This is a genomic window from Mycobacterium sp. DBP42 (genome assembly GCF_005924235.1).
Lineage (GTDB): Bacteria > Actinomycetota > Actinomycetes > Mycobacteriales > Mycobacteriaceae > Mycobacterium > Mycobacterium syngnathidarum.
In genome coordinates, this window is the sequence record NZ_VCMY01000002.1 from 303384 (window position 1) to 325835 (window position 22452).

The following is a 22452-nucleotide window of genomic DNA, read 5'->3' on the forward strand; positions in this document are numbered from 1 at the left end:
ATCGGTGATAGTGGGTCACGTATGCCTCTGACGAACCGAATTGGCCTACGACGACACCATTTTGGTCACCGGCCGGGTCAACGACAGCGATCGTCTGGTGAGCCTGACCTGATCACCACCGCACATCCATGTGGACGCGATCAACGACGCGCGTGGACGGCGCGTTCTATAGGGGAGGCGGCCAGGGTGCGTCCGGCAGGGACAAGATATCGCTGGCGGTACTCGACTTCACCCACGTGGTCGCGTTCAGTCCAGCCGTACTCGGCCAGAAACGGCGCCACCTCCTGGGGCGCCCACCCGAACTTCCAGAGGTCTTTGGTCACGAATTCACGGTATGCGTTTGGTGCGCCGTAGGTTTCGCGTCCGTCGAGGAAGTCTTTGCGAACATAGGTGAACGCCAGAGCACTGCCGGAGGCGGCTCCCGACAGATAGTCCATCGTCGTGCGCACCGCGGCTTCGGTCAGATACTGAGTGACGGCTTCCCAGATGTAGAAGACCGGTCGCGACTGGTCAAAACCCGCGTCCGACAACCGTGTCGACAATTCGTCGGCCTCGAAATCCATCGGCAACAGGGTCACGTGCGGCGGTACATCGCCGAAAGTGCGGCGCACCGCCGCGGTCTTGGCGGCGATGTTGGCCGGCAGATCGACCTCACACACCGCCATCTCGGTCAACTCGGGGATCCGGTAGGCACGGGTGTCATAGCCGGCGCCGAGGATGACCACGGATTCGATTCCGCTGCGCAGCCCCTCATGGAGGCAGTCGTCGATATAGCGTTTGCGGCACAGGAAGCTGGCCCAGCCGCCCGGGAATTTCTTATCGGTCGCGGCCATCAACGAGTGCCGTGCAACGGACCATCGCGCCGCGGCCGCTGCCAACCGTGCGCCGGCCGGGAGCAGGTAGCGTGCCCATGGATCGCGAATCAGTGGTGCGGGTTCGTATTGCTCGGCGGCGACGATGACCATCGGACCGATGGCTGTCTGAGTGGCGTCGCGGTTCATGTAGGTACTCCGGGGTCGCAGGGGCAACAACTCTGCCGACCAGGCTTCCCGGCACACCGACTGCCAACCTAGCAGTTCACTACCGCAAGATATACGTACAACTCTAACGATCGTTGGGTGGTTCCCAGGTGCCCGGCAGCATCGGTTCGGCTGGACCCGAGTCGAAGTCGTCGGCCAGGCTGGTCAGTCCCGCGGGTGCTGTGTCGGGTCCGTCGGCGGTACCGGTGAATCCCATGATGCCCGCGCCATATTCGGAGGCAACGACTCGCGGATCGGACTCGGGATGTGGATCCGGAGCCGGATCGTCGTAGTCCATGAAGGCATCGGCATAAGCATGTTGTTCCAGCTTCGCATCGCGCTTGCGCCGACGTCTGCGCCGATCGGCCAGCGACGCGGCGACCCCCGAGGCTGCGGCTGGTATCCCTACGGCCGGCGCCGAGGCGCTCGATTTGTCGCGGACCGTCGGCGTGAAGCCCTCACCCGGATGGCCTCCGGCAATTGCATACGGTGCCAACAACGCAGTTGGTGCCGCGGGTGGGCTGGGAGCCGTGGTAGGCGCACCGGCTCCCGGGGCCGCACCGGCACCGACAGCACTCACGCCACCGCCGGGTAGCCCCGCCAGCGCGAACGGGTTGGACTGCTCGGGACGCACGTTCGTGGTTTGTTGCGGGGCAGGGGAGGCAACAGCGGTGTCCTGACCGGGAGGAACCGCGTCCTGGGCGGCCAGCGACTCGCCGTAGTAGTAGACGCTGCCGATCACGATCCAGAGCAGCGGCTGAATCAGTAGCTGAGGATATGTCGTCAACGCCCCTGCCCATGAGAACGCCTGGTAGGCAACGGCAAACAGGAACGGGCCCCACGTCACCAGGGCTGCCGCCGGGTCGGTCATGAAGTCGGTGATCAATTGCTCGGCGTTGCCCAGGGGGTCGGTCAGGAAGTTGATGATCGGCTCGTAGATCTCGTTGACGGCGTCGGTGTACCACGTGAGGAGATCGGTGATGCTGTTGGAGTTCTCCAGAGCAGATCCGACATCGGCGGCCTGGGCTTGGGCCGCAACCTGCTGCGACGCGGCGGAGGCCTCGCCCGATTCTCCAACACCCGGTTTGAGCAGCAATGGTGCCGGCGTGGTGGTCGGGATCGCTCCCACGGCCGCACCGGACACTGCCTGATAGGTGCTCATGGCGGTGGCGGCCTGGATCCACATCCGTACGTAGTCTGCTTCGTTGAGCGCGATCGGAATGGTATTGACGCCGAAGAAGTTCGTCGCCAGGAGCACGCCGTGCAGCGTGTGGTTGAGGGCCAACTCGGGCAACGTCGGCATCATTGCTAACGCTTCCGTAAACGCTGCCGCCGCAGTCTGGTGCTCGACGGCCGCAGCCGCACTGTTGGCACCGGCCTGGATCAGCCAGGCGAGATACGGTCCGTGTGCGGCCACGTACCGATCGGCACTCGGACCTTCCCAAGATCCCGCTTGTACCTCACCCAGCACTGTGGCGAGTTCGGCTGCAGCAGAGGAATATTCGGTACTCAGCGATTGCCACGCGCCCGCAGCGGTCAACATCGACCCCGGACCGGGGCCATTGGATATCAGCGCTGAATGCACTTCAGGTGGCAATGCCATCCAAATCGGAGCCGTCATAGCGCCCTCCCTTGCGCTAGCTGAAACAGATGCACTCTGACCGCCCCGTGGCACGGAGGCTACAACGTTCGCTGGGAGCACGGGCAGTTACCGTGTCGCCGCACCGCAGTGGCGTCCCCGGCAACCACTGGCATTCACAGCAGCGCCGCACCGCGCCGGTGTCGTCATAGAACGCGTCAGCAGTTCGTTCCGCAGGCCATCAGAACAATAGTCATGTATTGTCACCAATATGGAGATATTGTCGGGCGGGTTCACCTCGGCAGACCTGAGCGCACGTGCACGGATTCGGCACGCAGCGTTGCTTGAGTTCGGTGCGCGAGGTTTCGCGGGAGCGACCCTCAAAGGAATCGCCGCGCGAGCGCAGGTGTCCGTTGGTCTGGTGCAACACCACTTCGGCACCAAGGAACATCTGCGGCAGGCGTGCAATGACGTCGTCATCGAGGTGTTGCGGCAACGGACGACACAGGGTGCGGCCAACGGAGATATCGCCAAACCCGGCTTCATCGCCGAGCTCTACGAAGCAAGCCCGCCGCTACTGCGCTATCTCGCCAGGGCGGCGATCGAGGGCGGGCCGACAGCCGCCGAGCTGCTCGACGAATTAGCCGGGGGAGCGGAGGAATTCCTAACCAGCAGATGGCCTGAGCGATTTGGGTCCGGATCCGAGCGGGCCCGCGACGCCGCCGCGGTGATGTGCGCCATGCACCTCGGCGTGGTGGTACTTCACGACCAGCTGGCTCGACAGATGGACGCCGACCTCGACGGTGCCGACGCCACTCGGATCGGGCTGGCCATGATCGACGTGTACTCGGCCGTAGGTGAATTCATCACCTCAGAGACCGGCAAGCAAATGACCGACTCGGTCACCCATTACCGCGATGAAAAGAAAGGCGCTCAATGACAGTCACCATCGACGACCTCACGCCGGTCGAGAAGACACTTCTGATCACACTCACCCCACGCGCTCTGGACGCCCGCGCGCCGCATCCATTGCTCGCTGATGACCTCGCCGCCAAGGTGCTCGACAGGATCGGACCCGCCGGCGCCATCAAGATCTCGAGCACCGTCAAGATCGCCGCGCCGGTTCGCAGCAAGATGCTGGACCAACTCGTCGTGCAGTTCATCGCCGCGCACCCAAACGCGGTGGTGGTGGAACTGGGCTGCGGCCTGGAAACCCGCATGCACCGCATCGCCCCGCCGCCGACTGTCGACTGGTATGACGTCGACCTCCCTGACGTTATCGCGTTGCGCCGCCGGCTGATTCCTGAATTGGACCGCGCCCATCTTGTCGCGGCCTCGCTGACCGAACCGCACTGGGCAGAAGGCATTCCGCGTGAGCGTCCCGTCATCGCCGTGGCCGACGGCGTACTCGGCTTTCTCACCAAAGCAGACAACACCCAGATCCTGGCCACCCTCACAAATCATTTCACCGGTGGCGGAGAACTCGTCTTCGTCGCCTACTCACGGATCGCCGCCAAGATGATGGGCGGGCTACCCGTACAGATCGGTGAGCTGCGCGAAGTCGGGATACCCAAGGGATATCAGGGTTTCGGCTTTGACGACCCACGTGAGCTCGAGCAACTCAACCCGCGCGTCACGTTCGTCGAGGAGCAACTCGGCGCCCAAGCCATGGAATCGTTCAACGATCCCCGGGCACGCGCCTGGCTCAACGATATTTCCCGGACCACACGCATGATCGGCAAGTGGTTCGCCCGCTGGCGGGCACAGGCGCGTCGTGGGGTATGGGTGTTGCGCTACCGGTTCTAGAGGATTCTGCGCCCGGGATTCGGGCCGACGGCTGGATTCGAAGCCATGCCTACGTGGGGTGACCCGGGCGGGATCTTTACGAGAACCATTGCCGCCCAAGTACTTTCATCACAGTGACGAATGGCGCTCGGTGCCGAAAATTTCCTCAAGGGAAGGGGATCGGGGGGATCGCCGATGGCAATTGGATCTCGGGGATCTCGGCGGGCATTTCAACCCGCGGTACGTCGGCCGGCAGTTTGGCTCTGGGCACCTCGCCAGGCAACTCCACATCGGGGACGGCACTCGGCAACGGCACAGGAGGGATATCGCTCGGTAACGGAAATGGTGGAACGTTAGGTGGAACAGGTAGCGTCGTCACCGCATCGTCAGATGCAACCGACCAATCGGGGTCCTGGCCACAGCCGCCGATCGTCGACAGGATCGCCGCGATCGCGAACGCCAGCGCTAGCCGTCGTCTCCGGTTCACCTGTCTGCGCATACCGCCGGCTCCTCGCGAACTATGCCTCTGACGTTATCACCGGGCGACATCTGACCGGGTCCCGTCAGTCGCTCACAGCCATGTGGCAGCTGAAATCGATTGGGTTACAGCTCTTTCCACGTCTAGCCCGTCCGCCCAAAACCGTCACTGTGACGAATAGGTATGCCGAGCCCTGAAGGCGGGGCTCAGGTCGGCACGGCTCGGCCGTTGCCGGTCAAGCGTCATGGAGTACCAGCGCAGCACAACGTGCACGAGACGTCGAACGGCTGCGACGGGGATCCATGACGGCACGCCCACGAACGAGACGCATCATGGCTGGGCGCGGGAGGATCCTTGCGGGGATGATTCCGCCGGGTGAGGCGACGAGGAAAACGGTGCGTCGCGCACGCGCAAGCCGCTTACAGCGCCTATCGCTAAACGCCGATAAGCTACATTATGTCAGGTAAAAGTCTCCGTTTTCATCAGATGAATCATTTCCGGCCCGATCGCCCCGATTGGCATGGGCGCCGTCATTCCGGGGATTCCAGGCGAAAGTCGTTGGCCCACTGAAGTTGTGGGTCAACACGACGGGCCTGCTACGCCGGTAGTTGCGCGGGGTCGCCTCGACGCGCTGATAAAAGCCTCCTGGAAGCGATGGCTCTACCTGCACCGATGTGGTAATGATTCATTAGATGATTCAATGATGCATCAGATGAGACAGCCTGGAGGCCGGTTTGCCTGTCGATAAGAGCGGTCGCGTGTACCTCGTCGGCTCGGTCCCCCTGCTGCATCCCGAGGTCCAAACCGTCGACGAGATGCTGGATGGGTGGCGCAACCAGCAACTATGTCGAAACCTCGATCACGACACGATCGCCGGTCGGATCGCACTCGTCCGCCGCTTCATCGCCGACACCAACGAGTTCCCTTGGTCGTGGACGCCGGCCATCGTCGAGGAGTTTTTCGGTGACCTCCGCAGCATCAAGGCTGTCAAGCAGTCCACCGTGCGGGGCTACCAGAACGGGCTGCGGTTGTTCTGCTCCTATATTGCCGATCCTGACTATGGCTGGGACCGGGTGTGCGAACAGCGCTTTGGTACGCACCCCGCGCAGGTGTTCTTTGCCTGGAACACCGCAACGCACGTCCAGGACAATGAGCAGTCCCCCGAGAAGCGGCCGTTCACCAAGCAGGAGCTGCAGATTTTCTTCGACCACGCCGATGATCAGGTCACGCTGATCGCCAACTCGAACAGGAAGGGGTGGCTGCCGGCCTACCGGGATTCGGTGATGTTCAAGGTCGCCTACTCCTATGGGCTGCGCTTCAACGAGCTGCGCCACCTGCAGACTGTCGACTTCTCCCGCAATCCCCATGCCGCGGAGTTCGGCCGTTACGGCGCGGTCCTGGTCCGCTACGGCAAGGCCAAGAAGGGTTCGCCGCCCAAGCGTCGCACCGTGCTGACAGTCTTCGATTGGACGCCGGAGATCATCGCCGACTGGCTGGCTCACGGCCAGCCCTACATCGACGACAGCATCGATCTGTTCCCTAGTGAGCGGGGCTCACTGGTCGCCGAGAACACCCTGCTGCGCCGGTTTCGGCGCTACTGCAAAGATCTCGGCCTGGCCGAGGGCCTGGATCTGCATTCGTTTCGCCGCTCCTACATCACCCACCTCATCGAGGACGGCTGGGACGCCAAGTTCGTCCAGGACCAGGCCGGCCACGAATTCGCCAGCACCACATCGCTGTACACCAGTGTTGGCAGCGACTTTCGGACCCGCACCCTGCGCCGCGTGCTCGACCAGACCATCAAGGATGCGCTCTCGCTGGGAGAGGAAACCTCATGAAACGCGAAGTCGACTACAGCTGGCGACTGGCCGAGCTCATGGCCGCTCATGGCATGCACAACAGCACCGACCTGATCCCCCGGCTCGCCGAGCGTGGGATACAGCTGTCCCGGCCCCAGGTGTACCGCGTCGTTCATCAACGGCCCGAACGTGTCTCACTGCAGCTGATGGCGGCGTTGTGCGACATCCTGGGCTGCGGCGTCGAAGACCTGGTCACAGTAACCGCCACCGACGTCCGCCGCCGCAAGACCGCCTCGGGCACGACCCCGCCCGCGCCGAACGTCGTCGAACTCAACAAATCGGTCCGACCACGGCGCGCCCGAGTCATCACCGATGACCATTGACCCAAAGCCCCGCTCGACACGACGTGGAAGGCCACCGGTCACTGATGGTGACCAAGAGTGCAGCAGGTGCCACCGCATGGCCAACAAACTGCGGGTGTATTGGCCCGGTGATCAGCTCTGCCACAGCTGCTTCTACGCCGCGATGCGCACGCATGGCATCTGCCCGCTCTGCGGCCACGATGGCGTCCTACCAGGACGCGCGAACCACACCGACCCACGGCCGGTCTGCCTGACCTGCTCCGGCATCCCCGGCAACTTCACCTGCCGGACCTGCAAACAGGAAGGCGAGATCTACCGCAACGGCGTTTGCGCCCGATGCGCACTGCGCGATGACCTCTGCCGGATCCTGTTGCACCACCCGGCAGACTCTGCCGCGATGGAGACCCTCATCGAAGTACTGTGCGGCGTGGACCGGCCCGAGAGCATCCTGACCTGGAAACGCAGCCAGAAGGTCCTGGAAATGCTCGGCGGGATCACCTCCGGCGCAATACCACTCACCCACGACGGCCTCACTGCAGCGGGCCGCGGCAAACACATCGGCCACCTACGATCGATCCTGGAGCACCATGGACTGCTCCCACCACGAGACGAACACCTGGCACGCTTCGAAGAATGGTTGAGCGCCAAACTGGGCGCCGTCGCTTCACCGGCAGTCCGCGCACCGATTGAGCAGTTCGCCACCTGGCACCACCTACGTCGGTTACGCAGTGAGTCCCAGCCCGGCCAATCATCCGACGGACCGAAGCGATCCGCGAAACAAGAGATCACCGAGACCATCAAATTCCTCACCTGGCTCGAGAACACCCATGGCCGCACCGCCGTGGACTGCACACAGCACGACGTCGACGAATATCTCGCATCGGGACCCACCACCCGCCACTTGATCAGAACATTCTTCGTCTGGGCCAAGAGCAGCAGGATCAATACCGGAGTGCAGATCGGATTCCGGCAGGCCAGAACAACCCCGACAATCACCCAAGAACAGCGACTGGCCTGGCTCAAGGAACTGCTCACCGGCAACGCCGAAAGCCTTCCCTATCGCGTGGCCGGCGTCCTCGTGCTGCTCTACGCACAACCACTCACCAAAATCGCTGCCCTGCAGAGCACCGTTATCTCCCAAGCCGACGGGCAAACGCTCATCGCGCTGGGCAAACAGCCCATCCCGGTGCCCGAACCGTTCGCCTCACAGCTCAACTACCACCTTCGCCATCGACCCAATCTGCGCACCACCGGCGGAGCCGTCGGCACCCCCTGGATGTTCCCCAGCAGCAGACCGGGCTGGCACCTGGACCCACAAACGATCATGCACCGGCTTCGATGGGTGGGCATCAACACGCTGGGCTCACGCAACACCGCGTTGAAGGAACTCGTCGCCCAGGTCCCCGCTCCCCTGGTCGCCGAGATGCTCGGATACAGCGACCAAGTCACCCAAAAACATGCTGCGGACGCCGGCAACACCTGGGCCGCCTACGCATCCACCGCACCCGAACGGAGCAGCGTGATTCCTCCGCGACAGCAGCCGCAGCCTGTTCCTCACTTTGCGCACGCTGACAACGGTGACCAACTGACCTTAGACCTCACCGATGACGACATCGACGATGGTGCTCCCCCAGCCAGTCCCGTTCAGGCTCTCCTCGATGCCCTTGATGGCGCAGCGGACACCGTCACGCAAGCACGGGCCGCTGTCACCGCAGCCGAAGAGGAACTCGCACAGGCTGTGCTACACGCCTATCGCTCCGGGTTCACTTGGACGAGAATTGCTGCGAGACTGGGTATCTCGCCGCAGGCTGCACACCAACGGTGGGCGGCACGGGCCCGCAACCCGGCCGAGCACGACAGGCCGGGCAACGCTCACGACACGCAGGATCCGTAACGAACTTGGCCCTCACGCAGGACCGCGGTGATCGCACTACATGTGGCCGCTCGGCGGGATCATCTACTGGCAGCAATTCGGGTCGAGCACCACACACAGTGCTTGCAGGGCTTCGGGTTTCACCCGGTGAAAGACGTTCATGCCACGCCGATCGGAGATCACCAGGCCAGCCTTGCGGAGCTGCCCGAGGTGATGGCTGACCGTGGATTCGGCCAGGTCGAGTACCGCGGCCAGCTCCCCGCTAGTCTCCTCCCCAGGGCGCGAACTGAACAGCAGCGACATGATCTTCACGCGCATCGGATCAGCCAGGGCCTTCAGGCGCATCGCCACCTCCAGGGCGTCGGCGTCGCTGAGCGGTCCGGCGGCCACCGGGGCGCAGCACACCGGGGCGGACATGTCGATCACGGGCAGCGCTTTGGGCATGACATCCATCCTGCCACAATTCTTGACATATATCGAAAAGGTGGCATGCTGAGCACTGACGCGTCAGTTCGATATATGTCTCATCAGTGGTTGGAGGCCCATCATGTCCCGTGTTCAGTTAGCGCTCAACGTCGATGATCTCGACGAGGCGATCACGTTCTACACCAAACTCTTTGGCGTTTCCCCCGCCAAGGTCAAGCCCGGTTACGCCAACTTCGCGGTCACCGAGCCGCCGCTGAAGCTGGTGCTGCTCGAAAACCCAGGCAAGGGCGGCACCATCAACCACCTCGGGGTCGAGGTCGAATCCAGCGAGACGGTGCACGCCGAGATCGCCCGCCTGACCGGCGAAGGGCTGTTCACCGATGAGGAGATCGGCACGACCTGTTGTTTTGCCACCCAGGACAAGGTCTGGGTGACCGGCCCGGCCGGAGAGAAATGGGAGGTCTACACGGTGCTGGCCGACTCCGAGACATTCGGCACCAATCCCCAGCTTCTCGCCGAGGGTGAGGCTGCCGAGGGTGGAGTCTGCTGCGGCGGAACTGCCGCCGCCGACGCGGAGCCCCAAGCGGCGAAGACGTCGGCCTGCTGCTGAGCGGGATCCGCGCCACGACACCAGGGGCCCACCATCACACGATGGTGGGCCCCTGGTCATTGGTGGCCTGGCTTGACGGCTAGTTCGATAAGTATCAATATTGATGTATGTCGAAATCATCTGATCCGGTCGACGACGCGTGCTGCCCACCCGGAGCACTACTGGGGGAACCCCTCTCGGCCGCAGAGGCCGCAGATATGGCAGTCAAACTCAAGGCCCTGGCCGATCCGGTTCGGCTGCAGTTGTTCTCGGCGATCGCCAGCCACGCCGGCGGCGAGGCCTGCGTCTGCGACATCTCGGCCGGGGTGGAGGTCTCCCAACCCACCGTGAGTCATCACCTCAAGGTGCTGCGCGACGCCGGCCTGCTCACCTCGCAGCGTCGGGCCTCGTGGGTGTATTACGCGGTGGTGCCCGACGCACTGGCCAGCCTGGCCGTGCTACTCGGCGCGACGTTGGCGGGGGTGCCGGCATGACCGACACCAGCACTGCGCCGCCGGTCGTCGGCAAGCTCTCCACCCTGGATCGGTTCCTGCCGGTCTGGATCGGCGCCGCCATGGTCGCCGGCCTGCTGCTGGGCCGCTGGATCCCCGGCTTGAACACCGCGCTGGAAAGCGTTCAGCTGGACGGTATTTCACTGCCCATCGCCCTGGGCCTGCTGATCATGATGTATCCCGTGCTGGCCAAAGTCCGCTACGACCGCCTCGACACCGTCACCGGAGACCGCAAACTTCTGCTCTCCTCGCTGGTGTTGAACTGGGTGCTCGGCCCGGCGTTGATGTTCGCGCTGGCCTGGATGCTGCTGCCCGACCTGCCCGAATACCGCACCGGACTGATCATCGTCGGGCTGGCCCGCTGCATCGCCATGGTCATCATCTGGAACGACCTGGCCTGCGGAGACCGCGAAGCCGCCGCAGTCCTGGTGGCACTCAACTCGATCTTCCAGGTCATCATGTTCGCGGTGTTGGGCTGGTTCTATCTGTCAGTGCTGCCTGGCTGGCTCGGCCTGGAACAGACCACCATTTCGACTTCACCGTGGCAGATCGCCAAATCCGTGCTCATCTTCCTCGGCATCCCACTGCTGGCCGGCTACCTCTCTCGCCGGATCGGAGAAAAGACGAAAGGCCGCGACTGGTACGAGGCCAAGTTCCTACCCCGGATCGGGCCCTGGGCGCTCTACGGGCTGCTGTTCACCATCGTGATTCTCTTTGCCCTGCAAGGCGATCAGATCACCAACCGACCCCTGGATGTGGTCCGCATCGCCCTGCCCCTGCTCGCCTACTTCGCGATCATGTGGGGCGGTGGCTACCTGCTCGGCACCATCTTGGATCTCGGCTACGAGCGCACCACCACCCTGGCGTTCACCGCCGCCGGCAACAACTTCGAACTTGCGATCGCCGTGGCGATCGCCACCTACGGCGCCACCTCCGGCCAAGCCCTGGCCGGCGTCGTGGGCCCGCTGATCGAAGTCCCGGTCCTGGTCGCCCTGGTCTATGTCTCGCTGGCGCTACGCAAACGATTCCACCACCACACCCCCCAACACCTGCCCACCGGCTCGACGACGAGAACGGAACCCACACCATGACTGACAGCCCCGTCACTCACCAACTGCGCGACGACCTCTCGATCGACCAACAGCTCGCCTTGAAGACCGCGGCGACCCGGCTGCACGGCGAGTTCGATGGCACATTCGGCACCGAGACCATCGAACGGTTCCTCTGCTCGTCCTACGACCAATTCGCCGGTCGCGCCACCATTCCCAACTTCCTGCCGCTGCTGGCCGAACGGTTCGCCCGCCAACGCCTGCACGCCCTGGCACGGGTCGAAGGCAAGATCAGCGACGGCAAGCCCACCGTGCTGTTCCTCTGCACACACAACGCCGGCCGCTCGCAGATGGCGCTCGGTTACTTCACCCATTACGCCGGCGACAACGCGATCGCCTGGTCGGGGGGTTCTGAACCCGGAAACGAGATCAACCCGGCCGCGATCGCTGCCATGGCCGAGGTCGGTATCGACATCACCAGTGAATACCCCAAACCCTGGACCGACGAAATCGTGGCTGCCGCCGACGTTGTCATCACCATGGGCTGCGGGGACGCCTGCCCGATCTTCCCCGGAAAACGCTACGAGAATTGGGAACTGCCCGACCCGGCCGGCCAAGGCCTCGACGCTGTGCGCCCAATCCGCGACCAAATCGACCAACGCATCCACCAACTGTTGGCCCAGCTGAACGTCGCAGTCACCCCGTGACCATCGCACCGCACGAGCATCCGTCGCGATGATCCGCAGTCAACATCAGGTGGCGCCAATGACCGCCGACCATGCCGATGCCGTCCTGGCGATCTACCAAGCCGGGATCAACACCGCAAACGCCACCTTCGACCTCAATGCTCCGGACTGGGCAACCTTCGACACCGAACACCTCCCGGATCACCGCTTCGTCGCCACCGACTCCGACGGACACGTCATGGGATGGGCTGCCGCTGCACCTGTCTCATCACGGTGCGTGCATGCCGGGGTGATAGAGCTCAGTGTGTATGTCGCCGAGCACGCTCGCGGCCAAGGTATCGGGACACTGCTGCTGCAGTCTCTGATCTCCTCCAGCGAGAACGCCGGAATCTGGACCCTGCAAAGCCAGGTGTTTCCCGAGAACACCGCCACTCTCGCCCTTCACCACCGGGCCGGATTCCGCGTCGTCGGCGTGCGCGAGCGCCACGGCCGACACCACGGCCACTGGCGTGACGTCATCCTCCTCGAGCGGCGCAGCCCGCACATCATCTGACCGCCCACAACGAAGGAGAACACCCGGTGACCAACTCACCCCCAACCGTCCTGTTCGTCTGCGTCAGCAACGCCGGAAAATCAGTGATGGCAGCAGGACTCATGCACCACATCGCAGGAACAGCCATTCACGTCGCCTCGGCGGGCACCCACGCCAAGACCGCCGTCAACGACCTCTCAGCGCAGGCATTGGCCGAAGTTGGCGTCGACATCAGCGGCCACCAGCCCGTCCAACTCACCGATCAGATGCTCGACGATGCGGACCTGGTGGTCATCGTCGGCACCCAAGCCGAACTCGGCAACCACCCTGGCACCACCATCCAGCGATGGGACACCGACGAACCCTCACTCCGCGGCATCGACGGAATCGAACGCATGCGAATTATCCGCGACGACATCAACACCCGCGTCCAGAACCTCGCCGCCAGTCTCAGCGACTAGCCATCCAGACAGAGCCGCAGTGACAACTCGCCTCCCGGTGTTTCGCGGGAAGGTGCTCGACTCAGGTGGTGGGGCTTGCGGGGTAGGCGTGGACCAGTGCGCTCGATAGTTTCGGAATGGCGTGGGTGAGGGCGTGTTCGGCGTCGTGGGCGATCTGATGGGCGTTGGTGAGGCTGGTGGACGGGTCGATGTCCAGTTCGGCGTCGGCGTGGATGCGGTGTCCGATCCAGCGCATTTTGACGCTGCGCACAGCGGTGACACCGGGTTCGGCGGCCAGCGTGGTCTCTGCGGCGGCGACGAGTGCGGGGTCGATGGCATCCAGTAGGCGTCGGAACACGTCGCGTGCGGCAGTGCGCAGTACCGCCAAGATCGCCACGGTGATGAGCACGCCGATGATGGGGTCGGCCAGCGGGAAGCCTAGGGCGACGCCGCCGGCGCCGAGCAGCACGGCCAGGGAGGTGAAGCCATCGGTACGGGCGTGCAGCCCGTCGGCGATCAGGGCGGCCGACCCGATTTGGCGTCCGACGCGGATGCGGTAGACCGCGACGAGTTCGTTGCCGATGAAGCCGACCAGCCCGGCCACGGCGACCCATCCGAGGTGTTGGATCGGAACCGGGTTGATCAGCCGGCGAACGGATTCGATGCCGGCGATGATGGCCGAGAGAGTGATCATCGCGACCACGAAGAGTCCGGCCAGGTCTTCGGCGCGGCCGTAGCCGTAGGTGTAGCGGCGGGTGGCGGCCTTGGTGCCCAGCGCGAAAGCGATCCACAGCGGGATGGCGGTCAGGGCGTCGGAGAAGTTGTGGATGGTGTCGGCCAGCAAGGCTACCGACCCGGAGATCACGACGATTACCAGCTGCGCGATGGAGGTCGCTGCGAGCGCGAGGAGGCTAATCTTGACTGCGCGGATGCCCGCGGCACTGGATTCCAGGGCCCCGTCGATGCTGTCGGAGGCGTCATGGCTGTGCGGGGCGAAGATCTCCTTGATCGCTGCGCGCAGGCCTTTGGGGTGATCGTGGCCGTGATCTAAGCCGTGGTCGTGACCGGCGTGTTCACCGTGGTCATGTCCGACAGCCGCGGCGGGTCGGGCCTTGTGCATCATGTGCGGCGTCCCTTCGATCGGATCGGCGTGGGGTCGACGGTGGCGGGATGCAGGGTGGCCAGGTCGGCGGCGTCGCGGTGATGGCCCGGCACATCTGGTCCGGCGTGTTCGGCGTTGAACACCGCGTCGGTGACAAGTTGACCGATGTGGTCGTTGTCGAGGCTGTAGAAGATCGTGGTGCCCTCGCGGCGGGTCCGCACCAGCCGCGCCATCCGCAGCTTCGCCAAATGCTGAGATACCGACGGCGCTGGTTTGCCGATATGGGTCGCCAGGTCGTTGACCGACATCTCGCGGCTCACCAGCGCCCACAGCACCTGAACTCGAGTGGCATCGGCCAACATCCGGAACACCTCGACCACCAGATCGACCTGGTCGTCGGGCAGCCGACGACTACAAGCCCCTTTATCTGCATTCATGCGCAGATAATAGTAGGAGTATGGAGCGAGTGTAAAACGTTGATCAGGTGGTGGCCCGGGCCACGCGGGCGTGGGCCAGGCGCGATCACTGCGCCCCGTCATTCAAGCGTCGCTGATTCAGGCTGATCACCCGGCGGTCACTCATCGCGACGGCTCCATCCAGATTGTCTGCAAAGCAGCGTGTTTCGGCGATGCGGCGGGCCTCCACGGCGACCCCTCGACCACCCACGCCATGAAATCATTTGCCCGCTTCAACCGATCGGCGTCGCGAGTGTTCCAGGGGTTTGAGGCCGAATCCGATTCATCGAGATAGCCGGTTTGCGCGCGATAACGCCGCAGTGGCGTTGGAGGACGAGCCGAGTTTGGCTAGTTCGACGGTTGGCCATGTCAGCGTTAATGGGCCCCGGCCGACACGACGGGGGCAGCTTGATGCCCCGCTTACCCCATCGACCCCTAGACCAACACTCAGCAAACTAGTTTCCGGGTAGGCGCCCAAAGGAGCGGCAGCCATCCAATACGACAAGCTGCTTAGGAAGCCTTATCGCCGACGGCCGCTTTCAGCACGACGAATACGGCGGAATCGAATATGGAGGGTTACCAGTCACGCCCTGCATATTGCATCAGGTGAACCAGTTCCAAACCGGCTGTCCTCCACTGCGCCAGGAAGCTTGGCATTACAGATCCAGGACGAAGCGCATTGCTTGGTCAATGGCTTGCATCTGTTCTGGACTAATCATTCCCTGGCGAGATGACAGTCGTTCGACAGAGACCACTCGCAGTTGGTCGCAGCGAGCGTAGGAAATATGGTCCAGCCCGCTGTTCTCTGGCTCAAGTTCGACGTGGCTTCGCAGGCCGTAACCAACGGTCGTGATCGGTACGACAACCACCAGACCGCCCGGTCCATTGTTGAGAATGTCGACCGACACCACCACCGCCGGGCGGCGAAAGGCTGGCTCGTGTCCGATTGGCTGGCCGAGATCGACCTGGTAGATCTCCCCTCGCCAGATCAAGCCAGTGCATCCCAGTCGTCGCGCTCGGCCAGGTATTGGTCCCACAGATCGGGGTCGTTGCGCAGGCGTTGGTAATCCCCGTTGAGCCCCCGCAAGAATTCCTGCCTTTCCAAGGCGTCGATCGCTGCGTGCACGACGTCGACGACGGCGGTTTGACGAGCCTTGGCTAGAGATTGCAGCCGCTCAGAATCGGGACGGCGGACTCGGACGGTTGTGGTTTCTGCTGCCATGGAACTAGTGTAGACGAATTGTAGACACAGGTCAGGGCAGCTCGTCCCACGTATTCGGCAACGGACGCTGGGCAACCTTCGAGTGCCGCCGGACCCCACTCTCCGCCTTGGCGCGACGACTCCCAGGATCTACGTCTAGGCGTCGGTGGCGATCCACCACTTGCACCGGCAAGCAATACGGCGGAATCGAATATGGCGGGTTACCAGTAGCTAGTACGCGCTATTGCGCTGCTTCCCAACGGCTTTCATCCGCGGTATCCAGCTTGAGACCACAATCGACGGTATGCCCCCGGAGATGGCGCCGCTAATCAGTGGTCGGGGTGTGTGACCGCACGTAGGTCCAGCTCGGGTATCCCAGAGAAGTCACCGGGGTTGCACGTGTACAACGGCACACCGTGCGCGACGGCGCTGGCAGCGATGAGCGCATCGTAGGCCCGCGCGACAGGCTTGCCGGCCGCAGTACGCAACGCGGCAGCGCCCCCCAAATGCCCGCGCGCTCTCAGCGTCGAACGGAAGGATCTCGAAATCCGGCGCGGCGCAACTTGCGCACGATTCCCTCCGCGGAATGCCGCTTACGACCAGCCATGCGTGTCATCGTCCCTTCTCTGCCCGACCTCGGGCCACAGGACTCTAAAACAGGCTTGATCTGTACCCGTGTTGTTGGTCCACGGTCATGCGAGTCGAGGGCAGAGTGATCATCAGGAGGTCACATGCCCCGTCAGTACTCATCATCGGTCCGCCGGCAAATCGTCGCGCGGCTGCGATCGGGTGAACCGGTGGCTGCCGTTGCGATCGAGACCGGGATCTGTGAAGCAACTCTGTTCCGATGGAAACGTCAGGCACTCATCGACGCCGGGGTCATCGCGGGCATCCCGAGTGTGGAGGCCGACGAACTAGCAGCCGCCCGCAAGCGCATCGCGGCGCTCGAGGCCGAGCTGGCCCTGACCCGCGACGCGTGCGAACTGTTCGACGAGCAGGCGGTGGTGCCCCCAGAACGCCGACGCGCGATCACTGAAGGGCTGATCGCGCGCGGGCACTCAGGCCGATCAGCCTGCCGGATAACGGGATTGACGCGTTCTCTATTGCAGTATCACCGGCACCGCCCTGTCCCGGACCGGGAGGTGCGTCGCCTCATTGTGGCCGACACGATCACCGAGATCCACCAACGGTCCCGCGGCACCTACGGGCGCCGACGGGTGCGCGCGGCGCTGCTGGCCGACTACGAGATGAACGTCAACCACAAGCTCGTCAACTCGATAATGGCCGAGCACGGCCTATTCGGGTTGCCGCGTCCCGGGCGGCGGAAACCCAACCTAATTGGTGTCGACACCCCGGTTGACCTGGTCAACCGACGATTCAGTGCTACCAAGCCAAACGAACTGTGGTGTACGTATATCACCGAACACCCCGCGCGTGATGGAAAGGTGTACTGCTGTGCGATTCTGGATTGCTTCTCGCGAATGATCGTGGCCCGCACGTTTTCTACCGCCCCCGACACCGCCCTGGTCAACAATGCGGTCAACATGGCCGCCGATAGCAGAAACCGTAGTAGCCCAACGATTCTGCATGCCGACCATGGTAGTCAGTTCACGTCCTGGAGCTTTGGTGAGAACATGCGGCGGTGGGGTCTGCTTGGCTCGTTCGGTACCGTGGGCGACTGCTTCGATTATGCCGCCATGGAGTCGTTCTGGGCACGGATGCAGGTCGAGCTGCTCAATACCCGCAAGTGGGCCACCACCATCGAATTGGCTGCCGCCATGGCCGATTACATCGACAACTTCTACAACGTCGAACGCCGGCACAGCTACCTCGGTAACATCAGCCCCACGGAGTACGAAACGCTCTGGACATCCACCTATTCGATCCCTCAACTCGCATGATCGTGGCTCGAAACGGCGGGCACGGATCAGCTGGTCTCAATCATGGGGATCACGCCACTCGCAGTCCCGGCGTCGGGGCTGGGCGCGGCTGCAGTTTCCATACCGAGAGACTACCTACGCTGTCGTCCGACAGGCCTCTCTCCAGTCAACGCCGGACCATCGATGTCCGCCCCCGGCCACCTCGGATTATCGGATTGGCAGTGCTCGCACGGATCGCGAATATAGACGTCTCTCGCAACCCGCCACACGCGCGATGCATGGGCGCTTGGGCTCGGCGCTGTCGTTGTCAACCGCGAGCAGCGTTCAACTCAAGCACCGTCGCCATGTACCGGTGAGACGCCGACCTACACGGGACAATATGCAGGAATCGAATATGCAGGGTTCCAACGGGTTTCGATCCCACCACACCCTGCCCTGACCTAACTGATAGTGCCCTGCTGCAACGCCCACCGATGTTGGAAGGGCAACACCTCGGCAGCGATCTCGAAATCAGCGTCGTAGTGCAGCAGTGTCACATCATGGGCGTTGGCAAGGGTGGCGATCAGTAGGTCGGCCATGCCGACGGCACGATGACGACCAGTGTCGGCCAGCGATCGCTGCGCATCCAATGCCGCGTGCCAGTGTTCATCGTTGGTCGGCAGGTACTCGTATGCGAGGCGGCGATCTGACCATATCTGCGCGTAGTCCGCGGCGGCCCGGGCGCTGTAGAGCGCCTCGGCATCAAGCTGAGCGGTGGTTGCGACCAATCCGGCCTCGATAAGCGGAGCAAGTCGGTCGGCGACCTCGGGGTTTGTCATCCGTGCCGCGGCACTGGTGTCGATGAGATACCGCGCTACTACCGCCACACATCACCTCGCTTGCCAGGGTCACTCATCTCCCTCATACCGCCAGACTTCAACCATGCGATCTGGCGAGCGCGTGCAGACGCCGCTGCAGCCTGCTGCAACGCGATGCGGACGGTATCTGATACGCCGGACGTCTTAAGTTCCTTCTGCGCGGCGGCCAAGAGGTCGTCATCGAGGTCAATCAAACGCTTGGTCATCTCGCCACCCTCACGTATATACGAAGTCTTGATTGAGTATATACGCGCGCGTCCTCAGTCGGCTACACCAGCCGTGAACGGAGAATATGCAGCATTCGAATATGGCAAGTTACCAGCAAACCACTGCATATTGTGTTGGAGCCCTGTGCTTTTCGGCATCGAACTTCTTCTCTATCGATGATGCGGGTGCGTGACTGATCGTAGCTCCAATCGCGGGATTCCTGCGAAGTCGGCGGGGTTGCACGTGTATAGCGGCACTGCATGTGCGATTGCGCTGGCCGCGATGAGCGCGTCGTACGCGCGCGCAGCCGACTTGCGCCCCGACGCGCGCAGCGCCGCGGCTACGGCTCCAAACGTCCGGGCGCAATCTCCATCGAACGGCAGGACGTCGAAGTCCGCCTCGGCCTGCTGTAGGTGCTGTTGCCGGGCGCTGCGCTCTGCATCGTCGTTGGCGACGTGTGGTCCTACGGACAGCTCGGCCAGCGTAATCGCGCTGATCAGCGATTCATCGGGAAGCTCGGCCGGGTCGGATATCTTGCCCAAGAGGATCACCGTGGAGGTATCCAGCATCCCCCGACTCCGAGTTTGCGTCACAGCGACGGGTCGATGAGGTCGTCGATGTCGCGCCGGAGGGCATCCGGGTTCACCGGTGGAAGATTTTTGCGGCGACGAATCAGTTCGGCGGGCCCTGCGCTGGATCGAGGCAGTGGTCGTAGTTCAGCAACGGGTGTGCCGTCCCGAGTGATGACGATGCGCTCGCCATGCTCGACACGGCGCAGAACGTCTCCTCCACTGTTGCGCAGTTCGCGCACCGTGACTGTATCCACGTTCGAAGTGTATCACCGGTGAGACGCCACCGCGGCGCACCTGAGCCGCACCGTTTTGCGGGAAAGAATATGCTGGCCAAAGTGCCTCGACGCCAAGGGCGTACAGCAGTCGCACACCATTTGAGGGCCTCCCAACTACTCCGGAGACACCGCCTGGGTAGACACTATGTCGTGGCCCTTTCTGCAACAGTGTTCAAAGTCGAACTTGGCGTCTCCGATGTCGATCACGGTTACTACGCCGATCACGCGCTGACCGTGGCGCGTCATCCCAGTGAGACCGATGAGCGGATGGTGGTGCGGTTGTTGGCGTTTGGGCTGCGCGCACACCGACTCAGCGACGTCGACGGCGAGTTGGCGTTCGGGGCGGGCCTGTCCACCCCTGGCGTACCGGACTTGAGGCTCGCCGACTACACCGGCCGGATCCTGGAATGGATCAACGTCGGCCAGCCCGACGAACGCGTCTTGGGCAAGGCGGCCGGCCAGTCCGACCAGGTGCTGCTGTTCCCGTTTGCCGCCGGCGTGGCCACCTGGTGGCGCACCGTCGGCCCCAAAGTCGCAGGGCTGGCGAACCTGTCGATAGTGCAGATACCGCACGCGCCGGTGCAGCAACTGGCGCAGACTGTCGAACGACGAGTCTCGGCGCAGGTGGTGGTGATCGAAGGTCAGGTGACGATGACCGTAGGCGGAGTCGACGTCACCTTCACGCCCGAGCCGTTGCAGTGAACGTGCGGGCCCGAGGTTCCGGCGACGGCGAACCAGTTCAGTCGGACTGACACTACGACGCGGCCGGTGTTCGTTGACCGTGTCGATCTCCAGCTCATGGCGCGGTCGGTGACGTCGCGAAGGCCGGACCGGGCCGCGTGGTACCAATCGATTTACGACGCCTGTGTTTTCGGTGCATTTGACGAAGTGGGTGCGACGTCCTCGGCGGCCGGTACCAACACGCATCGACCACCGCTCGTCCCCGGAAGGAACGAGTCAGGCTTGCGGTTGTTGCATCACCGCGATGGCCAACCGGCCCTGATCGTCCTGCTGGACGTCGAGCACCTTGTCATCGAGCAACGTGGCGGCCTCCGGTTCGAGGAAGAGCCTTGCACCCCCTTCGGTTCCGAGCACCTGGTCCCCTTCCTCCGGCCCAGGAGCGACCGAGACCGTGAGCTGCGCCCCTGAGTCATCCTGGGTCTGCACTGCGAAGCGCAGCCCGGTAGTACTCTGTCCGTCCGGCCCGTCCTGGGAAGTCATCGCCGCGATCGCCTCAGCCGCCGCGTCCGTCATGGCAAGCACTTCAGTTCCCTTCAATTGGCGTTGGCTACAGCCTCCACCGTAGGGGTGGCCAGCCGCGACCGCTAGGCAGGTTCATCTGCCAAGCGCGAGCCGGCTCCTCACGCGCCGGAAGACACCTAGCTCACTCCCCTTGCCGATGCACCATCGGACTCGAACACGGCGTCCCACGCGTCGCTCAATCGACGCTTGCCTTCATCAATGTCGACCGCTGCGAGCTTTCCGCCTCCGGCGTCTTCGACCAGGGAGAATTCCCGCAGTTTTCGCACACCGTCGTCTATTTCGAAATCGAACTCGGAATCGAACTCGTCGGCGAACCAGAACTCGATTCGTTCGTCTATTTCATGCAACGAAAGCGGTTGGTCGGCACTTCGCAGGAAGTGGTACGCGAGGACCGCTTCCTTTAATTCGGCTTCCTCGGCCGCATCGAGCAGATGGAAGAAAACGCCGGCGTCGTTGTCGAGGTTACGGTAGTAGAGATTTTCCGAAAGAGCTTTGATGAATTGGATCTTGCGGTTCTTGAACTTGTTGAACTGCCGGACGATGTATCCACCGAAAGCCGTCAAACCGGCGCCGATCGTCACCAGGGCCCCTTGATCGACTTCTACCGCGTCATCGCGAAGTCCCAGATAGAACGCGATCAATAGCAGTAGAACGCCTAGCGAGGCAACAAGCTTGGTCGCTATGACGATGACCCCGGAGACCGCGGCAGGTATACCGATGAGAAGCTTGTCGATCAGTCGCATGGCGACGCGGACATTCGGGAACAACATTTCGAGATCGCAGCGGGGCACGTTCTCGAACAGTTTGATGATCGTTGATCCTGGCGTGAAGGGAAGACCGTCAGTGTCACGCCGGTCAAAGTGGTCTTCATCCTTGAACCTGACGTAGACGAGGACTTTCGCGTAGCTGCGAAACGCAATGGTCTTGCGCCGCAACCCAAAGAGTTGCTTTTCCTCACGTTCGCGGTGCAGTTCTCCACGGCGAAAGAACATCGCGCTGTCGATGTCGTCCGTATCGATGTCCAGGCGGACCTTGATCATGCCTTCCTCGTCGAAGGCGCGCTTCAGCTCCTCATCACTCACTCGCGTGAAGTTGGCGCATTGAGCCAGCTCGGTGAGCTCGTGCTCGAGCTGCTCCTGCGCCGCTTGCCGCGCTGCCTTGTCGAAGTGCATGACGCGGCGCACATCTGGAGAGGGACTCAGCGTGTGGTACGTGTCCTTGATTGATTCGAGGCGCCGCCGAAACCGGTCGTGGAGCAGGCTCGACAAAACGTCGGTGAACTCACGGAAGGCTTGACGCTCGCGCTCGGGTATCCGCTGCGCGAGCAACTCCACGATCGCTGTCTTGCGAAATGGTATGAAATGTTCGTCTTCGCCCACCTTCCGATGAGACGCGGCAGAACCCGAATCTGCTTGCGGATGCTGGTTTCCGGTTACACGCACAGCTTGCGTCCTTCGCACGACTTCTTCCCCACCATATCCCTTAACGGATTTCGAGGTAGATGCCGGTTC

Annotated in this window: 25 protein-coding genes and 2 pseudogenes; 13 read left to right on the plus strand and 14 right to left on the minus strand. The window is 63.0% G+C overall.

The genetic code is table 11. The features are described 5' to 3' along the window. Nucleotides 1–140: 140 nt before the first annotated feature. Nucleotides 141–1001: an SAM-dependent methyltransferase gene (locus tag E0T84_RS03740; protein ID WP_138743793.1), complete on the minus strand. Its 861-nt coding sequence runs from the start codon at nt 999–1001 to the stop codon at nt 141–143. A gap of 103 nt (nt 1002–1104) precedes the next feature. After that, nucleotides 1105–2640, minus strand: coding sequence for a PPE family protein (locus tag E0T84_RS03745; RefSeq protein ID WP_138743794.1), 1536 nt, complete (start codon nt 2638–2640; stop codon nt 1105–1107). A 229-nt stretch (nt 2641–2869) separates the two neighbouring features. Between E0T84_RS03745 and E0T84_RS03750 the strand changes: the two genes are divergently transcribed. From E0T84_RS03750 to E0T84_RS03775, 5 genes and pseudogenes are all read left to right on the plus strand, one after another. Beyond that, a complete protein-coding gene (locus tag E0T84_RS03750; RefSeq protein WP_070189460.1) occupies nt 2870–3538 on the plus strand; it encodes a TetR/AcrR family transcriptional regulator in 669 nt (222 codons plus the stop codon). Next, a complete protein-coding gene (locus E0T84_RS03755; protein ID WP_138743795.1) occupies nt 3535–4404 on the plus strand; it encodes a class I SAM-dependent methyltransferase in 870 nt (289 codons plus the stop codon). The genes E0T84_RS03750 and E0T84_RS03755 overlap by 4 nt, the downstream gene beginning before the upstream one ends. Before the next feature lie 1191 nt (nt 4405–5595). After that, nucleotides 5596–6699, plus strand: a complete 1104-nt coding sequence (locus E0T84_RS03765; RefSeq protein WP_033725362.1) for a site-specific integrase — start codon at nt 5596–5598, stop codon at nt 6697–6699. Further along, complete coding sequence (locus tag E0T84_RS03770; protein WP_033725363.1) at nt 6696–7043, plus strand: helix-turn-helix transcriptional regulator; 348 nt, start codon at nt 6696–6698, stop codon at nt 7041–7043. Before E0T84_RS03765 ends, E0T84_RS03770 begins: the two co-directional genes overlap by 4 nt. Nucleotides 7044–7119: 76 nt before the next feature. Beyond that, nucleotides 7120–8520 (plus strand): annotated as a pseudogene (locus tag E0T84_RS03775) (hypothetical protein); the annotation flags it as partial. Between the two features lie 459 nt (nt 8521–8979). Here the strand turns inward: E0T84_RS03775 and E0T84_RS03785 are convergent. Continuing rightward, nucleotides 8980–9339: an Rv2640c family ArsR-like transcriptional regulator gene (locus E0T84_RS03785; protein WP_033725383.1), complete on the minus strand. Its 360-nt coding sequence runs from the start codon at nt 9337–9339 to the stop codon at nt 8980–8982. A gap of 103 nt (nt 9340–9442) precedes the next feature. Here E0T84_RS03785 and E0T84_RS03790 point away from each other — a divergent pair, with 103 nt between their 5' ends. The 6 genes and pseudogenes from E0T84_RS03790 (at nt 9443) to E0T84_RS03815 (ending at nt 13150) form a co-directional block, all read left to right on the plus strand. Then, nucleotides 9443–9931, plus strand: a complete 489-nt coding sequence (locus E0T84_RS03790; protein WP_033725364.1) for an ArsI/CadI family heavy metal resistance metalloenzyme — start codon at nt 9443–9445, stop codon at nt 9929–9931. 107 nt (nt 9932–10038) lie between these two features. Further along, nucleotides 10039–10404, plus strand: coding sequence for a metalloregulator ArsR/SmtB family transcription factor (locus E0T84_RS03795; RefSeq protein WP_033725365.1), 366 nt, complete (start codon nt 10039–10041; stop codon nt 10402–10404). Then, nucleotides 10401–11506, plus strand: a pseudogene (gene arsB / locus E0T84_RS03800) (ACR3 family arsenite efflux transporter); the annotation flags it as partial. The gene E0T84_RS03795 and the pseudogene arsB, both read left to right, overlap by 4 nt. 3 nt (nt 11507–11509) lie before the next feature. Then, nucleotides 11510–12178 (plus strand): arsenate reductase ArsC, encoded by a 669-nt coding sequence (locus E0T84_RS03805; protein WP_033725367.1) that lies wholly within the window; start codon nt 11510–11512, stop codon nt 12176–12178. A gap of 58 nt (nt 12179–12236) precedes the next feature. Then, a complete protein-coding gene (locus E0T84_RS03810) occupies nt 12237–12710 on the plus strand; it encodes a GNAT family N-acetyltransferase (protein ID WP_088304394.1) in 474 nt (157 codons plus the stop codon). A gap of 86 nt (nt 12711–12796) precedes the next feature. Further along, a complete protein-coding gene (locus E0T84_RS03815) occupies nt 12797–13150 on the plus strand; it encodes a low molecular weight phosphatase family protein (protein WP_044524883.1) in 354 nt (117 codons plus the stop codon). 61 nt (nt 13151–13211) lie between these two features. Here the strand turns inward: E0T84_RS03815 and E0T84_RS03820 are convergent, their stop codons facing one another. The 5 genes from E0T84_RS03820 to E0T84_RS32060 all read right to left on the minus strand — a co-directional run bounded on the left by E0T84_RS03820 (nt 13212) and on the right by E0T84_RS32060 (nt 16375). Further along, a complete protein-coding gene (locus E0T84_RS03820) occupies nt 13212–14252 on the minus strand; it encodes a cation diffusion facilitator family transporter (RefSeq protein WP_033725373.1) in 1041 nt (346 codons plus the stop codon). Beyond that, nucleotides 14249–14668 carry a metalloregulator ArsR/SmtB family transcription factor gene (locus E0T84_RS03825; RefSeq protein WP_033725375.1) on the minus strand — a complete coding sequence of 140 codons (420 nt, stop codon included), beginning with the start codon at nt 14666–14668 and terminating at the stop codon, nt 14249–14251. Before E0T84_RS03825 ends, E0T84_RS03820 begins: the two co-directional genes overlap by 4 nt. Before the next feature lie 674 nt (nt 14669–15342). Continuing rightward, nucleotides 15343–15678, minus strand: coding sequence for a type II toxin-antitoxin system PemK/MazF family toxin (locus E0T84_RS03830; RefSeq protein ID WP_070185406.1), 336 nt, complete (start codon nt 15676–15678; stop codon nt 15343–15345). Continuing rightward, nucleotides 15675–15908 (minus strand): hypothetical protein, encoded by a 234-nt coding sequence (locus E0T84_RS03835; RefSeq protein WP_070945379.1) that lies wholly within the window; start codon nt 15906–15908, stop codon nt 15675–15677. Before E0T84_RS03835 ends, E0T84_RS03830 begins: the two co-directional genes overlap by 4 nt. Before the next feature lie 308 nt (nt 15909–16216). Further along, a complete protein-coding gene (locus E0T84_RS32060) occupies nt 16217–16375 on the minus strand; it encodes a hypothetical protein (RefSeq protein WP_249383563.1) in 159 nt (52 codons plus the stop codon). Nucleotides 16376–16618: 243 nt separating this feature from the next. Here E0T84_RS32060 and E0T84_RS03845 point away from each other — a divergent pair, with 243 nt between their 5' ends. Further along, nucleotides 16619–17788: an IS3 family transposase gene (locus E0T84_RS03845; protein WP_138743796.1), complete on the plus strand. Its 1170-nt coding sequence runs from the start codon at nt 16619–16621 to the stop codon at nt 17786–17788. A gap of 419 nt (nt 17789–18207) precedes the next feature. Here E0T84_RS03845 and E0T84_RS03850 read toward each other — a convergent pair whose 3' ends face one another. From E0T84_RS03850 to E0T84_RS03865, 4 genes are all read right to left on the minus strand, one after another. After that, nucleotides 18208–18633, minus strand: a complete 426-nt coding sequence (locus E0T84_RS03850) for a PIN domain-containing protein (RefSeq protein WP_075909702.1) — start codon at nt 18631–18633, stop codon at nt 18208–18210. After that, nucleotides 18624–18830 carry a DUF2191 domain-containing protein gene (locus E0T84_RS03855; protein WP_070185409.1) on the minus strand — a complete coding sequence of 69 codons (207 nt, stop codon included), beginning with the start codon at nt 18828–18830 and terminating at the stop codon, nt 18624–18626. The genes E0T84_RS03850 and E0T84_RS03855 overlap by 10 nt, the downstream gene beginning before the upstream one ends. 171 nt (nt 18831–19001) lie before the next feature. Beyond that, on the minus strand, nt 19002–19400 hold the full coding sequence (locus E0T84_RS03860; protein WP_070185410.1) for a type II toxin-antitoxin system VapC family toxin: 399 nt from the start codon (nt 19398–19400) through the stop codon (nt 19002–19004). A gap of 20 nt (nt 19401–19420) precedes the next feature. Next, nucleotides 19421–19657, minus strand: a complete 237-nt coding sequence (locus E0T84_RS03865; protein WP_171054893.1) for a type II toxin-antitoxin system Phd/YefM family antitoxin — start codon at nt 19655–19657, stop codon at nt 19421–19423. Nucleotides 19658–19828: 171 nt separating this feature from the next. On the opposite strand from E0T84_RS03865, the gene E0T84_RS03870 reads away from it, so the two are divergent. Continuing rightward, complete coding sequence (locus E0T84_RS03870; protein ID WP_138743797.1) at nt 19829–20380, plus strand: YaeQ family protein; 552 nt, start codon at nt 19829–19831, stop codon at nt 20378–20380. 255 nt (nt 20381–20635) lie between these two features. Here the strand turns inward: E0T84_RS03870 and E0T84_RS03875 are convergent, their stop codons facing one another. Both E0T84_RS03875 and E0T84_RS03880 read right to left on the minus strand, forming a co-directional pair. After that, nucleotides 20636–20932, minus strand: coding sequence for a hypothetical protein (locus tag E0T84_RS03875; RefSeq protein WP_212757694.1), 297 nt, complete (start codon nt 20930–20932; stop codon nt 20636–20638). Between the two features lie 125 nt (nt 20933–21057). Beyond that, nucleotides 21058–22320 (minus strand): TMEM143 family protein, encoded by a 1263-nt coding sequence (locus E0T84_RS03880; protein WP_138743798.1) that lies wholly within the window; start codon nt 22318–22320, stop codon nt 21058–21060. Nucleotides 22321–22452 lie beyond the last annotated feature (132 nt).

Coding starts and splice junctions, on each gene's coding strand:
- E0T84_RS03740 (WP_138743793.1), bottom strand. CDS start 1,001: ATGAACCGCGACGCCACTCAGACAGCCATCGGTCCGATGGTCATCGTC.
- E0T84_RS03745 (WP_138743794.1), bottom strand. CDS start 2,640: ATGACGGCTCCGATTTGGATGGCATTGCCACCTGAAGTGCATTCAGCG.
- E0T84_RS03750 (WP_070189460.1), top strand. CDS start 2,870: ATGGAGATATTGTCGGGCGGGTTCACCTCGGCAGACCTGAGCGCACGT.
- E0T84_RS03755 (WP_138743795.1), top strand. CDS start 3,535: ATGACAGTCACCATCGACGACCTCACGCCGGTCGAGAAGACACTTCTG.
- E0T84_RS03770 (WP_033725363.1), top strand. CDS start 6,696: ATGAAACGCGAAGTCGACTACAGCTGGCGACTGGCCGAGCTCATGGCC.
- E0T84_RS03785 (WP_033725383.1), bottom strand. CDS start 9,339: ATGCCCAAAGCGCTGCCCGTGATCGACATGTCCGCCCCGGTGTGCTGC.
- E0T84_RS03790 (WP_033725364.1), top strand. CDS start 9,443: ATGTCCCGTGTTCAGTTAGCGCTCAACGTCGATGATCTCGACGAGGCG.
- E0T84_RS03795 (WP_033725365.1), top strand. CDS start 10,039: ATGTCGAAATCATCTGATCCGGTCGACGACGCGTGCTGCCCACCCGGA.
- E0T84_RS03805 (WP_033725367.1), top strand. CDS start 11,510: ATGACTGACAGCCCCGTCACTCACCAACTGCGCGACGACCTCTCGATC.
- E0T84_RS03810 (WP_088304394.1), top strand. CDS start 12,237: ATGACCGCCGACCATGCCGATGCCGTCCTGGCGATCTACCAAGCCGGG.
- E0T84_RS03815 (WP_044524883.1), top strand. CDS start 12,797: ATGGCAGCAGGACTCATGCACCACATCGCAGGAACAGCCATTCACGTC.
- E0T84_RS03820 (WP_033725373.1), bottom strand. CDS start 14,252: ATGATGCACAAGGCCCGACCCGCCGCGGCTGTCGGACATGACCACGGT.
- E0T84_RS03825 (WP_033725375.1), bottom strand. CDS start 14,668: ATGAATGCAGATAAAGGGGCTTGTAGTCGTCGGCTGCCCGACGACCAG.
- E0T84_RS03835 (WP_070945379.1), bottom strand. CDS start 15,908: ATGGCAGCAGAAACCACAACCGTCCGAGTCCGCCGTCCCGATTCTGAG.
- E0T84_RS03845 (WP_138743796.1), top strand. CDS start 16,619: ATGCCCCGTCAGTACTCATCATCGGTCCGCCGGCAAATCGTCGCGCGG.
- E0T84_RS03855 (WP_070185409.1), bottom strand. CDS start 18,830: ATGACCAAGCGTTTGATTGACCTCGATGACGACCTCTTGGCCGCCGCG.
- E0T84_RS03860 (WP_070185410.1), bottom strand. CDS start 19,400: ATGCTGGATACCTCCACGGTGATCCTCTTGGGCAAGATATCCGACCCG.
- E0T84_RS03875 (WP_212757694.1), bottom strand. CDS start 20,932: ATGACGGACGCGGCGGCTGAGGCGATCGCGGCGATGACTTCCCAGGAC.